This is a genomic window from Pseudoalteromonas sp. TAB23 (assembly GCF_000498075.1).
In the GTDB taxonomy this organism is placed as follows: domain Bacteria; phylum Pseudomonadota; class Gammaproteobacteria; order Enterobacterales; family Alteromonadaceae; genus Pseudoalteromonas; species Pseudoalteromonas arctica.
Genome location: NZ_AUTP01000344.1, coordinates 49,316 through 64,404, shown reverse-complemented (window position 1 = coordinate 64,404; position 15,089 = coordinate 49,316). Strand labels below are relative to the sequence as shown.

Genomic DNA, 15,089 nt, shown 5'->3' with positions numbered 1-15,089 from the left:
CTGCCGATACGTTTGGTGTAATGACCGTTGATGAAGAAAACCGAGTGTGCCGCTTTGATGAAAAACCAGCAATGCCGAGCTCCGTACCTGGCAAGCCAGGTACGTGCTTAGCATCAATGGGGAATTACATTTTTAATACTGAATTTTTGTTTGAGCAACTTAAAAAAGATTCTGAAAATGAAGGCTCTGGCCGAGATTTCGGTCACGATATTATTCCAGCAATTATAGAAGAGCATAATGTATTTGCTTTCCCATTTAGAGATCCAAACCAAGAGGGGCAACCTTATTGGCGCGATGTAGGTACACTAGATTCGTTCTGGGAGGCTAATATGGAATTAGTAATGCCAGAACCACAACTTGATTTATACGACCCAACTTGGCCAATATGGACATATCAAGAACAACTACCACCTGCTAAGTTTATTTTTGATGACGAAGATAGGCGCGGTATGGCATTAGACTCAACTGTGTCGGGTGGGTGTATTATTTCGGGCTCTGCGGTTAGAAAGTCACTCTTGTTTTCTAATGTCCACGTTCGCTCATTTTGTACCATTGAGCAGTCGGTAATTTTACCCGGTGCAGTTATAAATCGAGGTTGTAAAATAAAACGTGCGATTATAGATAGGAGCTGTGAAATACCAGCAGGTCTCGAAATCGGTTTTGACAAAAAAACAGATGAAGAAAACGGCTTTAGAGTATCTAAGAAAGGCATCGTTCTTGTTACTCGTGATATGCTCACTGAGCTTGCAAAAAAGTTAGAGCGCCAAGCGCGTGAGAATAAAAAGTTAGCGTAAAACACGTTAAATATTAAGCACGACAACAAAGCTTGCTCATTTATGAGCAAGCCCACACAGGTTAAAGGAAGTAGTAAATTAATGCATGTATTAATGGTTGCAGCAGAAAATGACGCGTTACCAGGCGCAAAAGTAGGCGGTGTGGCAGATGTAGTACGCGATGCCCCAAGGGCGCTCGCAAAGCAAGGTATAACGGTTGACGTTGTTATTCCTGACTACGGGTTTGAGCCGCTTGAGCGTATTTATATAGGTGAAGTAACCGTTGCATTTAATGCTCAACCCCATGTATTAAAAGTTTTTGAAGTACAACAAGCCCAAAATAATGTAAGCCAAATTGTTATTAGCCACCCGCTATTTAGTGAGTCAGGCAGTGTATATTGTAACGATGCACCGGGGAGGCCTTTTGCAACTGATGCGACAAAATTTGCTTTATTTAATGCAGCCGTCTGCGAAGCATTATTACAAGGTGTATTAAAGCGCCCTACAGCGCTACATTTACATGATTGGCACAGCGCTTGTGTTGCAGTTTTACTCAAATTTGAGCCCCGTTATAGCTCACTTAACACTTTACCCATTGCCTACACAGTGCACAATATTGCACTGCAAGGTATAAGACCATTTAAGCATGATGATTCAAGCTTAGAGGCATGGTTTCCGTCACTTAGTTATAATGGCCAGCAACTATGTGACCCGCGTTATCCACATTGCTTTAACCCTATGCGCAGTGCAATAAATCTGTGCGATAAAGTACATGTTGTATCACCAACCTACAGCCAAGAGGTTCTTGAACCTAGTAATTACGAGCATGGTTTTTTTGGTGGCGAAGGGCTTGAGCAAGATCTGCAAAATGCAGCAAGCCAAGGTAAGCTTGTCGGTATTTTAAATGGCTGCGAATATCCAAGCAATGCACTTGAAGGAGCAACTCTCGCCGATTTTTATAGCCAAGCCGAGAACACTTTATTTACTTGGATGGCAAATAGCGAGCAGTTACAAAGCGGTTACTATATTGCCCACCAACGACTACAGCAATTTAAAGCAACGGTTAATAATGGCCCATTAGTTACAAGCGTTGGCCGACTTACAGAGCAAAAAGTGTTGTTATTGTGCCAGCAGGTTAATGAGGCTTTAGCTATTGATAAAGTGTGCCAAGTTATTAATGAATATAACGGCAGACTCATTGTTTTAGGTTCGGGTGACAAAGAACTCGAAAGCATATTTACCAAAGCAATGGCGCGTAATTCTAATCTTTTATTTTTGAAGGGCTATGGTCAAGGTGTTGGCGATTTAATGTATCAACTAGGTGACTTATTTTTAATGCCAAGTTCGTTTGAACCTTGTGGTATTAGCCAAATGCTAGCAATGCGTGCCGGGCAACCCTGTTTAGTTCACAGTGTTGGCGGATTAAAAGATACAGTTAAACACCACGAAAATGGTTTTAGCTTTAATGGCGACACGTTAGCAACACAAACGAGTAATTTAATTAGCTGTTTAGACGAAACTCTCTTAATTAAAAAGCAAAATCCTAAAAAGTGGCATAAAATTAAGCACAGCGCAGAGCAAATGCGTTTTTCGTGGCCACAAGTGGCAACTGATTATATAACAACCTTATACCGGTAAATCGTTGCTGTACTTTAAAGTTTAGTGACAAATGTACCTGCTTAGGGTTTAATTACTTAGTATTATATAAAAACTAAGAAGTAGGTAATGTGTCTGTATTTGTTGCAAGGCAAGCAATATTCAATCGAAGTAAAAAAGTAGTAGCCTATGAGCTACTTTTTCGTGATAGTCCAAAAAATTATTTTCCAGATATTGCAGAAGGCCAAGCAACAGCAAGGCTTATTATGGAAAATCAATTAAATTTAGGTACACGCCATATTACATCAGGCAAAAAAGCACTTATTAATATAGGACCTGAATCATTAAAACTCGATTTATGTGCTTTTTTACCATGCCAAGACGTTGTGATTGAGTTACTCGAAACCATTGAACCCACCGACGATAACTATGAACTGTGCCGAGGTTTATTTCATAGTAACTACAAACTCGCACTCGATGACTTTGTATATAAACCACAGTGGGATCGTTTTTTAAAGCTTGTGAAGCTCATTAAATTTGATATTGCAATTACACCTCTTAGCGAAATACAGCCCATAATTAAAAAGTTACAAACACATAAACAAATAAAAATACTAGCCGAAAAAATAGAAACACAAGAAGACTATAAGCTCGCCTTTGGTATGGGGTTTGATTATTTTCAAGGCTATTTTTTTGCAAAACCTACCATGATCAAACAAAATGACATTGATTATAATTATGGTTTAGTCGTCGCTATTTACGCCGAAATAATGAAAAACAGTCCAGATATAAAAGCTATATCTGGACTGTTTGAGCTTGATGCTGCACTTGCATATAAATTACTGCGTTTAATTAACAGCGGTGTTTTTCCTATACAAAGCCAAATATCGTCATTAAAGCAAGCGCTTGTGTATTTAGGGCATGAACGCCTTAAAAAGTTTGTGAGCCTTATTGTTACTGCTCATACAGCGGGTAAAAAACCTGCAGAGCTAATGCAAGTGTGTGTTGTACGCGCGCGTTTTTGTGAGCTTTTGGCAAAAAATGTTGATAAAAGTCAGTCAGGCGAAGCATTTTTAACTGGGTTATTTTCACTGCTGGATGCAATCCTTGATCAACCAATGAGCTTGCTTGTTGAAAAACTACCTTTCCCTGATGAAATAAAAACGGCATTATTAGGGGATAAAAACACACTTTATTATATTTTAAACGTTGTTAAAGCATACGAAACAGGAAGCTGGTGGGCACTTGAACAAGCTGTACTTTTGTTGAATATAGACAGTGCTATACTTCCTCCACTTTACCAGCAGTCAGTCGATTGGGCTGACAGTTATAAGAATAATATTTAACGGATAATAGCTTTAATGCGCAATTATAATATGGACTTTATTCGCGGCGTTGCCGTGCTTGGCCTAGTTTACATGAATGCTTACGCCTTCGGCCTTTTTGAATACGGGTATACCTCTTTAACTAATCCTCCTGTTAGCGACTCAATTATTCATACCTTTAGCAGCTTGTTTGTAGACGGGCGTTTTAGAACACTGTTTAGTTTGCTTTTTGGTGCCGGGCTTTACATTCAGTGGCAACGTTATAAGTCTGAATTGCAGTTAAAAAGCAGACTTTATTGGTTAATCCTCTTTGGCTTAGCACATGGTTTTTTACTTTGGGCAGGTGATATTTTATTTGTTTACGGTGTATCTGGCTGGTTTGTTATTAAATATTTAGAGAGTGATAACAGCGTTCTTTTAAAAAGAGGACTTGAGTTTATTTTGTTATCGGGTGTAGCTACAGTGCTTATTGTATCTAACGTACCCGATGAAGTGATTTACCGCGATTCAGCACAGTTTATAGATTTATATAACCCACACTATATTGATTACTTTATTAGTAACCTCGCCATGAACACATTGATGCTTGTTATGGTGCCAATAATGACAATGTGGATGTGCGTGGGCCTTATGCTCATTGGCATTTATTTATATAAACAAGACGTTTTTAGTAAAGGCTTAACGACTCAGCAATTAATAGTTTGCGGTGCAATGACCCTTGTTTTTTGTGGAATCAGGCTTTATGCATCACAGCTTAATGGCAGCTTAGGATATGGGGTGCAAGAATTTGTAAATATGTTTGCGGCCCTAGGTATGGCTACGCTATATATTCATTTAATTGTTAAATTTTGCAATAACAGGGCACACGTCGGCATGCTTATTCAACAAGCAGGGCGCTTAGCATTTACTTTATATATTAGCCAAACACTCATACAACTGTTGTTATATAAAGTGCTATTTACCCACTGGGTGCTCAGTTTTGATCGTATTGACTATTGGTTAGTTGCAACGGCATTAGTTGCGCTGCAGCTCATATTTACCTTTTTATACAGCCGCTATTTTAATCAAGGTCCGCTTGAATGTGTATGGCGTAAATTAACTAAAGTAAAAATTAGTGCTTAAACGCCTATAAATAGTAAATTAGGGGCGAAAAAATAGTGTGGGTGGTTTACACTACTCGCCTTAAAAATTACTACGCTATAAGTGCCATGACCGAATTAAAACGTTTAAATAAATTTATTAGTGAAACAGGATTTTGTTCACGCCGCGAAGCCGATAAATATATTGAGCAAGGTCGTGTCAGCGTTAATGGCTANTAGCCGCTACCGATGTTGTATTAATTGATGGTAAGCCTCTTAAAGCCACGCCGAAGCGCGTTTACATTGCCTACAATAAACCCGTTGGCATAACGTGTACTACCGAAAGTAAAATTCAAAGTAATATTATTCGCGCAGTAAATTATCCTACGCGTATATTCCCAATAGGGCGCTTAGATAGACCGTCTGAAGGGCTTATATTTTTAACTAACGAAGGCGACATCGTTAATAAAATTTTGCGTGCAGGCAATAATCACGAAAAAGAATACGTTGTTACGGTAGATAAACCGCTTAATCGTCAGTTTGTTACAAAAATGGCGAATGGCGTGCCTATCTTAGATACCGTTACTAAAGAATGTAAAGTAACGCAAAGTGGCCCCAAAGAATTTAAAATAGTACTTACTCAAGGTTTAAACCGTCAAATACGCCGCATGTGTGAATACTTAGGCTACGAAGTGGTAACCTTAAAACGTACGCGCATAATGAACGTAACACTTAAAGGTTTAAAAGTAGGACAGTGGCGTCATCTATCAGATATTGAAATAGCGCAAATAAACGATTCAATTTCTGATTCTGGTAAAACTCAAGAGCACTCGCTTGATACTAATAAGCAATCAGAAAATAATGCACCTTTAGCACCTAAAAAACGCGATTTTCAGGGCGAAAACCCACGACGCTTTAATAATGGTGATCGAAATAGTGAGCGTAGTACTGAGCGAAATACAAATCGTAACTCTGAGCGCAGCAACGCTAACACAGAGCGCAAAAATGAGCGCAGTAATACTCCTTACCAAAAGCGTTCTACAACGTATGTGGGTAAGCCAAAAAGCATTAAAGAGAACAAGTCGTCTAATGCTAAATCAGACTCAAAACCAAGCTCGGACCGTATTCTCAGTCTAAAAAAATAATGTGCAGCTAAGTGGTATTCTACTACCACTGTATTTCTTGTACTATATTACCAAGTGGGCTTTTAACGCCCACTAAGTTTACGTTGTTATTTTGCAAACCCACCAATCTACCTTTATCTAAATACCATCTAAAAGTGTGCTTTTTATAGCTTTTTAAATCCAGTACAGTCAGTTTTGCGCAACTGTATTCATAATCAGTTGGGCAAGTACCTACTTCGAGTAACTGATATTCTTGCTGCCATATATTATCGCCGTATTTATTAGCCAGTAACTTTACTGAAATACATACTGACGTCCACAACCATAAGTAAATTAAAATAGGTAAACCGATTGGTATAAATACTGAGCGGAATTTCCCGTGCTCAACAATATAATCTTTAACCGTATGTTTAAATTCAAAGTTATTATTGTATTTTTTATATAGGTGCCTAAATAAAGCAACCGATAACACGATCGTTATTATTGGAAATAACGTAAATGTTAAGGTGTTATATATACCATTGGGGATAAAAGAGGGATCGGCTTGTTCATCCCATGCAAGTAAAACCAGCGGAGGAGCCGTTGCTAAAAGTAGCAGAGCGCTGTTGAATAGTTGTTTAAAGGTCACAGGGGATTCACTTATAAAATGCTGCTTGTATAAAGCCCAAATTAGCGCTTAATGTTTAGCTATTGAATGCTAAAGCCAATATAAAATAAGAGTATACCTAAATAAACTGCAATCGCCGATAATGCGTTTTTAGAACGCAAGCGCTTAACAAGGTCGCGTGTGCCATCAACCATACCGGAAATAACCAGTAGTATGCCCCCTGTAAAACGGTAGTTGTTTAAGTTCACGTTACCACTATCGTCAGTTATAAAGCGTAAATAACCAAAAAGTATAAAAAGACTGCCTGCTATTAGTACTGCAATTTTAAAGTTTTCCAATGCTTTTCCACAATATTGAGTTAGATACTAAAACGCCACTGAGTCTAGTTAGTGTAATTTTACTATATTTCGAATTCAAATTTTGCCTAAATCCATTAAATGGTCTCATTATGTCGCTATATTAGGCGTATATACGCTAAAGCTTGATTTATATTGTGCATTAGCAAGTACACTTAGTTATATGTTGGGTAAGCTGTTAAGATGCGCCGTCTTAATAATGTAGAAAGGTTATAGAAGTAACATGTCAAAATTTTTCTTTATGGGTAAGCCCGACATAATGGGTAAAAATAACAGTAATGGATTTGCGCCAAATCGTACCGCAAAGGTCGGCACAGAGTTACACCCGTTAACGCTAATTGTAAACTCAGCTGAACGACAATCAGAAATAGAAGCAATACTAGAAGAGCATTCGCTGTTTGCTTCAATTGAAGTTAAAGCAGACTTACCAGAAGATATTCGCGAACTAGACTTTGCGCTTAGCAAGTCAACACCACAAGTATTTGATAAAGTACCAGAGCGTAACGCACCTTGTGTATGTGGTAGTGGCAAAAAATATAAAAAGTGTTGCGGTTAGTTTCTTAACAACTAAATATGTAGCCTTTCTTTTTTCATCGGTATTAAATAAAAATGCCACAGGATTTTGAGCCTGTGGCATTTTTTAATGTTAACCAATTATATGTTTAACTACTTACGTGGCTCGTAATCAATTCTAAATATAACCGTGTAAAGTACTGGCACTACAATTAGAGTCAAAATTGTAGCAAAGCCTAGACCAAACATAATCGTTACCGCCATTGACTGAAAAAACACGTCAAATAACAGCGGGATCATACCCAAAATAGTGGTTATAGCTNGCTGCCATTGCAACCGGTCGTACACGGCTCACACCAGAGTCAAACACGGCCTCATAGGGCGATTTACCTTCCCTTAATTCAAGATTTATTTGATCAACTAATACAATACCGTTTTTAATTAGCATACCGCTTAAGCTTAACAAACCAAGTAGCCCCATAAAGCTAAACGGAGCATTCATCGCTAACAAGCCGGCGCTTACNAACGGCACAGTTGCCCAAATAACAAGTGGCTGTTTAAGTGAGTTAAAAAGTAATACCGTGACTGCAAACATCGCTAAATAACCCAGCGGTAATGAGCCAAATATTGCTTTTTGCGCCTTGCTTGATGACTCAAACTCGCCGCCCCATTCTAGTTGGTAACCACGCGGTAGTTCCATGTTCTCTATCGGACCGCGAATACGGGCAAATAGTTTTGCAGGTGTTTCATCCCCTAATACATTATTATCGGCCATTACTGTAATAGTACGTTTGCGATCGCGGCGCATTATTAGGCTGTCTTCCCACTGCACATCAAATTCGTCTACAACCTGAGTCACTGGTACAAATACACCCAATACTGGGCTGTATATTTGTAGGTCGTGTACGCTTTCTACGTTTAAGCGCTCGTTAGCGGGAGAACGGGCAATAATGGGTAGCAACTGCGTGCCATCACGATATACGCCCACTTGTTTACCCGATAAGCTCGTTAGTAATACATTGTCTAAATCTGATTTACTAATACCTAATCGACGTGCTTTTTGCTCGTTAAATTGCGGGCGAATCATTTTGGTGCGTGCGCGCCAGTCATCTCGAATATTGAATGCACCGTCGTCCTTGCCTAATATCTCTTTGGCTTTAGCGGATAACTGCCTTAATACCACGGGGTCAGGACCCGAAAAACGAGCTTCTATTTTTGCATCAGTAGAGGGGCCAATTTCCATAGGTTTAATTTTAAGCTGTGCAGAGAGTGCATAATTGTGTGAGTAATCACGCACTGTTTGCATTACAGTTGCTACGGCTTCTCTGTTGGAAACACGAATAATTAATTGCCCGTACGCTGGGTATGATTTTTCTGGCGCGTAGGTAAGCATAAAGCGCGGTGCACCTTGGCCTGTTGTACTTGTTACTTCTTCAACAAGCTGTTCTTTTAATAAAAACTGTTCAAGTTTTTTAACGCCCTCAAGGGTTGAGCGAATATCAGAACCTTGCTCTTGCCAGTAATCTACATAAAACATAGGCGTATTAGAGGCAGGAAAAAACGACTGTTTTACAGAGCCAAAACCAACAACTGCTGTACACAGTAAAGCAACCATTAATATAAGCGTGGTTTTTCTAAAGTGCAGCGCTAAATCTAAAATCGCTTTGTAACCATTAAAAATAAAGCCTTTATATGGGTCTTCATCTTCTTGGCCTTCTTCGTTTTTAAATTCGTTTTCTTTAAACATTAAATTAGCAAAAAATGGCGTTAGCGTAATTGCTGTTATCCAGCTTAATAAAAGCGAAATAAACAACACCCAAAACAAGCTACCGGCAAATTCACCACTGGCATCAGAGCTTAAACCAATTGGCGCAAAGGCAGTGACTGCAATTACTGTTGCACCTAGTAAAGGCCATTTTGTTTGCTCAACAATATTAACAGCCGCTTTGAGTTTTGTTTGGCCACGTTTAAGGTTTATAAGTATGCCTTCGGTGACGACTATTGCGTTATCAACCAGCATACCAAGCGCAATAATAAGTGCCCCAAGCGATATGCGTTGCAAGTCGATAGCAAACAACTTCATAAATATAAACGTACCCAGTACGGTAAGCAGTAAAATACCACCAATTAAAATACCGCTTTTTAAACCCATAAATAACAGCAGGACTACAATAACAATCGCAATGGCTTCAAGTAAGCTGATAATAAAACCATCAACCGATTTTTGAACCTCTTGTGGTTGGTTGTATACAGAATTTATATGAATACCATGAGGGCGTTGATATTCAAGTGATGCTAAATGCTCGTCTATGTTTTTACCCACATCAACCACGTTAACACCCGACATAAACGACACGCCAATAAGTAAAGCTTGCTGAGAGTTATAACGAATAATGTTATTTGGTACTTCTGCATACTCTCTGTAAACCTTTGCAACATCGCCTAAATAAATAAGTTCACTTTCACCCGATTTTGAAATAAGCAACGTTTCGAGTTCTTTTACGTCTTTAAATTCACCGGTAGGGTGCAGGCGAATTGATTCATCGCCCACGCGAATTTTACCCGCGTTAGATACCGTGTTTTGCGATTGCAATAACTGGAATATATGGCTTGGCGCAATACCTAATTGAGCAAGTTTACGCGTAGAAACTTCAACCATTACTTGCGCTTGTTGTTCACCCGCTATTGTTACTTTACTTACGCCTTTAACCAATACCAGTTCACGTTTTAAAAAATCGACGTAATCTTTAAGCTCGTCATACGAATAACCATCACCGGTTACCGAATACATAACACCGTAAACGTCGGCAAAGTCGTCCAAAATAGTGCTTGGGTAAACACCACTGGGTAATGACGGAGAAAGGTCGTTAATTTTTCGACGCATTTCATCCCAAATTTGGCGGAGTTGTTCCTTACGATAAGTGCTTTTCATTTCAACAGTAATTTGTGATTTCCCGTTAGATGAAATAGACGTAACGTAATCAACATAAGGTAATTGCTGAATCGCGTTTTCAATCGGAAAAGTAACTTCTTCTTCAACTTGCTGCGGCGAAGCGCCAGGGTACATGGTAATAACCATGGCTTTTTTAAGCGTAAACTCAGGGTCTTCTAGTTGCCCTAAATCAAAGTACGACACACTACCGCCAATTAATAGCAGCAGCGTAAACATCCAACTGATTACTTTTTTCTCTATGGAGAGTTGTGCAAAGCTCATAATTATAAGCCTCGCTCTTTATTCCATGCTCTTACTTTCATGCCTTCTTTTAGTGAATGCACACCGGCAGAAACCACAATTTGGCCCTCTTCAATACCGCTTAATACTTCAATACCATCGCGGTGCAACTGGCCAACCTTTACTGCTTGTTTATGCACTTGGCTAGTTTTTGAATCAAAAAGCCATACGTAGGCGTTATCTTCAATTGATTCTTGCGGCTCAGAAAACACCGACTCGATAGGTAATATTGTATAAGCAACTTGCGAGCGCGTTACTTTACTTAAATCAATAAGCACGCTACCCGTCATACCCGCTAGTAAATTAAAGTCCTCAGGTACTGGTAGCGAAAATACAACCTTATAAGTAAGTGTTGCAGGATCTGCTTGGGTGTCCCACTCTTTAATATCAAGTGTGTATTCTTTATCGTCAAAGCCATCAAACTTTACAGTAGGGTGGTAATCGGTGCCTTTTTTAAGGCGAGCGATTATTTTTTCAGGAACCTGGATTTCTACATCCATTAAATCGCGTGTTTCTAAGCGTAATATATTTTGCTTTGCTTGAATATTTTCAAAGTTTTTAACAAACACCTTAGCGACCGTACCTGAAAATGGTGCGCGTAGTTCACTGTACTCAAGGTTCGTTTGTGCAATTTTAAATGCAGATTCAGCAATTTGCATATTAGCAGTGGCTTGATCTAATTCTGATTGGCTGGTGATTTTTTTCTCAAACAATTGCTCAATACGGCCAAGTTGTGATTTTGCCAATTCAAAGCGCGCTTTACGTTCGTCAAACTGTAATTGAAAATCTTCTGGGTCCAGTTTTGCTAATAAATCACCTTTTTCAACGTGTTCACCAGCAAGCACAGGAAACTTAACAAGTTCGCCGTTTACCCTAAAAGCAAGGTAAGAGCCTTGGTTTGCAACAACTTCAGCAGGAAAACTACGAATGTTAATTTGCGTATCATGACCTATGTTGAATAATTTAACAGGGCGAATAGGCTCTTCTTTAACTTGTTGTTCTGGCTCAGAACAGGCTATTAAGCTAAGTAAGGTCGTTGTTAATAAACATAGACGAAAGAGTTTCATGTCTTCTCCGTTGCAATGATGGCAAAATAATTAAGTGCAGCATACGCTGCAAACATATAAAATAAAAATCATTAAATTTTAGAAACTCAATAAGTTTTATTTATGATGTTGCAGGGCGGTATATGAAGCTGAATCAATTAATAATTTTAGATGCCATAGTGCAAAGCGCAAGCTTAAGCGGAGCAGCACTAAAGCTACATAAAACGCAGCCCGCGCTTACACTCGCCATCAAAAACTTAGAAGCCAAAATAGGATTTGAGTTACTAGACAGAAGTAAGTACCGATTACAGCTTACTGAAAAAGGGCGTGTTTTTCACCGCGAAGCGCAGCAACTACTTCATGCCAACGACGAGCTAGCACAGCTCGCTAAAGAATTGGCACTCGGTAATGAACCCCAATTTAGAGTTTGTTACGAGCAACTTTGTCATATGCAGAGTTACAACGAGATCATAAGTAATACTTTTAGGTTGTTTACCAGCACAGAGTTTAGCTTAACAAGCGGGAAGCGCTTTATTTCGTTAGAGCAAGTAAACAGTGGGCAAGCCGAATTAGGTATTGGTCCGTGGTTTGATTTATTTCACGCGACAGGCGATTTAGAAAGCGTACCCATAGGCAGGCNTGTTTAGCCATGTTTGAAAGTGACTTGAGTATCGACAGCGACAGGCTATCGTACTCAAAAGGCTCCGCCATGATGAAAATTGATGATGTATCGACCCTAAAATCGTTTTTACTCTCAGGCGCAGGTTGGGCAATGATGAGCCTAGAGCACTGCGACCCTGAAATAAAAGCAGGCTCACTTCAAGAAATACACATAACTGATCGAGAGCATAAATTTAGTGCACAAATTAGAGCCTTTAGGCAGCATGCAGTACACCACGGCCCTGTAGCGCGTACTATTTGGGAGCAATTTAAAGTACTTAGTGAGGCGTATTTAAATGAACGCTGATATTGATAAAGAAACTCTTATTTATACTGTTATCGCAGGCATACCAATAGGTAAAGTAGCAAGCTACGGGCAAGTTGCAGCTCTTGCGGGCTACCCGCAAAACTCACGGTTGGTGGGGCGCTTATTAAAAATGATGCCAAACGACTCAGTTATACCTTGGCACAGGGTAGTGAATAGCCAAGGTAAAATATCATTCCCTGCAGGTAGCGAAAAATACCAAGAACAACGCGAAAAGTTATTATCAGAAGGCGTACTGTTTAAAAACGACAAAGTGAATATGCGCGAGTGCCGGTGGGAGTGATATGACTATTATGGGCAGGTAAGTGCCATAGCTGACTTTCAAGGCGTGAATCGATACTCTGTTGGGTGGCGCCTTCGGCTTAACCAACCTACCTTTTGACGTAGGTCGGATAAGTGGCGAAGCCACGCCAACCGACAAAGTAAAATACCTTGCCAATTATTATCAATATTTTATGTTGTCGTCTGGCTGGAGAGTGCCAAGAGCAGACGGTCAGGAACCATAATATCTGAAAACAAGATTTGATCCCTTGTCTTCCATTCAAGATTTAAAATATGATTAATTTAATAAGAGTGCTACCGCAAACTTCGCTATCGCTAGTATGCAACTCACAGACATTGGTGACGCCCTGTTAAGGTGTGACCAACGCAATGACGCTGTAAACCACCTTAAATACTAGATGCACATAATAGTAAAATGCTTCGCGTTGCGAATCGTTCCTGTAACAGCTTGTTATACAATAGTTACAGGAACCAAAACTGTCGTATCAAAGTCTTTGGCTTTCTTCTTGCTTTCAGCCTCAATTACGTCATCTGAAAGACTAACGAACTCTTCAGCCTTGGAAATAGTGCGGGTAATATGTTCCCAATTTAATCGACCAGTTATGGATGACTGACTATGTGCTATTTCGTTGCGAACAATTTCAAGTTTTTCTAAAAAAATTTTAAAGTTTGTTTTACTAAACTCAAACCTATCTAAGAATTTGGGAGTCTTCCTAAGAATTTCTTTTTTGTCACAAAGCTGAGCACACTCAACCATAGCGAGATAATCATTACTCCCTCGACGAAGTTCAATAGTTTCATTTACTTTAGTTTGCCTATCTTCGTTTAAAGTCTGAAGCCAAGTGTCGTTGGGATAGTAGTAATTAATCCAAAAATTTACATGTAACTCAACTAAAGAAATTACACCAAATAGATATGTCCTTGGAATTGGCTTATTCAGATCTGAGCGTGAAACAATACCCACTATTTGACCATCACGAGTTACATACTTAGATTCAGTTGTCTCCAAAATCTGGAGCAGATGAACTAATGAGGTATTTTCATCTATTTTATGTTCTTCTTCTATATCCTTTACATATTCGGCTACTAAGCCTTGATTCAGAGCTTTTCTCTCTATTTGTCCGACAATATCACCATCATCATTAACGACACATGTCACATCAAAATCTCTCGATTCGAGCGCATGTTTTGCGTGGGGTGCACTATCTGTTTCTTTGCAGCAAAGTACTGGTTCGAACAATGAAAGTAGCTTCGCATTTTCAACGAAAATGCCATGTAGAGACTCAAACCTAGTTCCTTGACGTCGATAACCTGTTTTTGGCGACATCCAAAGTTGGTAACCCATGTAGATAAATCCTAATTGTTATATAACGCGGTGAGTAATGGTTGGCTAAGATGTGGAGTGGAGCGAAGCGAAATTAATCCAATTACTTCGAACCCGACTTATGGTCTTATTATAAAACGGCATTCTTCTTTCGCTCTCGACGATAGGAAATTTTAAAAGATGGTAATTCAATGAAATAACTATATTTATCGCTGTTTACAACCACGCAATCTTTAGATGTGAGACTTATACCATATTTTTCTTTTGTATCTCGGTATATTTTCTCTGTAAGTTTATATATTTCTAATGCGTTTTTTCTTAGGGTATACCATTGAAAAAGCGAATAAAAAATCAAAATAAATCCAGCAACAATACCAAATTTCAAATTAAATACATAAGCTATCACTGAAGCATCCTTCATACATATAGCTTGACCGACTGCTAATGAGCTAATGATGGCACTCCACTTGAATTTTTCACGCTGTTTAGAAATTAGTCTCCATTGAGATAAGTGATATTCTCGTTCTTCCGTTAAACTTAAAATTTTATCTAATTCAGCATCTTTAAAAGGGGGAGATGTAAGTTCATTTATGTGCATATAAAGTTTCCCTTAATATAAATTAACTATTGAACTGGACTTCCCGTGTAGAGTATATCATACGCTTAATTACTCGACGCAAAAAAAGACCTCAGGGTCAAATCTTGACTTCATATATCACAATTTTTGACAGGCGGCTTCTCGCTACAACCCGAGCTTCGTCAATGTGCCATAAGCTGCCGTTTGCTTATGCAATTTTAATAGCAGCTATGGCTCCTGAAAGGAGCAACTTTAATTGCTTGTACGGGC

11 protein-coding genes and 3 pseudogenes are annotated in these 15,089 nt (G+C 39.1%); 8 read left to right on the top strand and 6 right to left on the bottom strand.

What is annotated here, in order from left to right; translation table 11 throughout:
- From L654_RS0123225 to rluF, 5 genes and pseudogenes are all read left to right on the top strand, one after another.
- On the top strand, window positions 1–794 hold a 794-nt coding region (locus tag L654_RS0123225; protein ID WP_024609182.1), incomplete at its 5' end, for a sugar phosphate nucleotidyltransferase.
- Window positions 795–875: 81 nt separating this feature from the next.
- Entirely contained in the window at window positions 876–2,411 is a 1,536-nt protein-coding gene (locus L654_RS0123220; RefSeq protein ID WP_024609181.1) for a glycogen/starch synthase, read from the top strand.
- Window positions 2,412–2,500: 89 nt separating this feature from the next.
- A complete protein-coding gene (locus L654_RS0123215) occupies window positions 2,501–3,715 on the top strand; it encodes an HDOD domain-containing protein (RefSeq protein WP_024609180.1) in 1,215 nt (404 codons plus the stop codon).
- A 30-nt stretch (window positions 3,716–3,745) separates the two neighbouring features.
- Entirely contained in the window at window positions 3,746–4,816 is a 1,071-nt protein-coding gene (locus tag L654_RS0123210) for a DUF418 domain-containing protein (RefSeq protein ID WP_024609179.1), read from the top strand.
- A gap of 86 nt (window positions 4,817–4,902) precedes the next feature.
- A pseudogene (gene rluF, locus L654_RS01000000126735) lies at window positions 4,903–5,918 on the top strand (23S rRNA pseudouridine(2604) synthase RluF).
- A 22-nt stretch (window positions 5,919–5,940) separates the two neighbouring features.
- On the opposite strand, the gene L654_RS0123200 reads toward rluF, so the two are convergent.
- Window positions 5,941–6,525, bottom strand: coding sequence for a hypothetical protein (locus tag L654_RS0123200; RefSeq protein ID WP_024609178.1), 585 nt, complete (start codon window positions 6,523–6,525; stop codon window positions 5,941–5,943).
- A 59-nt stretch (window positions 6,526–6,584) separates the two neighbouring features.
- Complete coding sequence (locus L654_RS0123195; RefSeq protein WP_024609177.1) at window positions 6,585–6,842, bottom strand: hypothetical protein; 258 nt, start codon at window positions 6,840–6,842, stop codon at window positions 6,585–6,587.
- A 241-nt stretch (window positions 6,843–7,083) separates the two neighbouring features.
- Between L654_RS0123195 and L654_RS0123190 the strand changes: the two genes are divergently transcribed.
- The gene (locus L654_RS0123190; RefSeq protein ID WP_007580735.1) at window positions 7,084–7,416 is read left to right on the top strand and encodes a PBPRA1643 family SWIM/SEC-C metal-binding motif protein; all 333 of its coding nucleotides are present in this window, start codon (window positions 7,084–7,086) and stop codon (window positions 7,414–7,416) included.
- A gap of 110 nt (window positions 7,417–7,526) precedes the next feature.
- Here the strand turns inward: L654_RS0123190 and L654_RS01000000126730 are convergent.
- Window positions 7,527–10,587, bottom strand: a pseudogene (locus L654_RS01000000126730) (efflux RND transporter permease subunit).
- Window positions 10,588–10,589: 2 nt separating this feature from the next.
- Window positions 10,590–11,672 carry an efflux RND transporter periplasmic adaptor subunit gene (locus L654_RS0123180; RefSeq protein ID WP_024609176.1) on the bottom strand — a complete coding sequence of 361 codons (1,083 nt, stop codon included), beginning with the start codon at window positions 11,670–11,672 and terminating at the stop codon, window positions 10,590–10,592.
- A gap of 122 nt (window positions 11,673–11,794) precedes the next feature.
- Between L654_RS0123180 and L654_RS01000000126725 the strand changes: the two are divergent.
- Together L654_RS01000000126725 and L654_RS0123170 are read left to right on the top strand one after the other, a co-directional pair.
- Window positions 11,795–12,618: pseudogene (locus L654_RS01000000126725) on the top strand (LysR family transcriptional regulator).
- Window positions 12,608–12,919, top strand: a complete 312-nt coding sequence (locus L654_RS0123170; protein WP_024609175.1) for an MGMT family protein — start codon at window positions 12,608–12,610, stop codon at window positions 12,917–12,919. The pseudogene L654_RS01000000126725 and the gene L654_RS0123170 overlap by 11 nt, the downstream one beginning before the upstream one ends.
- Before the next feature lie 450 nt (window positions 12,920–13,369).
- Here L654_RS0123170 and L654_RS0123165 read toward each other — a convergent pair whose 3' ends face one another.
- Both L654_RS0123165 and L654_RS0123160 read right to left on the bottom strand, forming a co-directional pair.
- Window positions 13,370–14,263 carry a CBS domain-containing protein gene (locus tag L654_RS0123165; protein WP_007580728.1) on the bottom strand — a complete coding sequence of 298 codons (894 nt, stop codon included), beginning with the start codon at window positions 14,261–14,263 and terminating at the stop codon, window positions 13,370–13,372.
- 109 nt (window positions 14,264–14,372) lie between these two features.
- Window positions 14,373–14,840 carry a hypothetical protein gene (locus L654_RS0123160; protein WP_024609174.1) on the bottom strand — a complete coding sequence of 156 codons (468 nt, stop codon included), beginning with the start codon at window positions 14,838–14,840 and terminating at the stop codon, window positions 14,373–14,375.
- Between the last annotated feature and the right edge of the window lie 249 nt (window positions 14,841–15,089).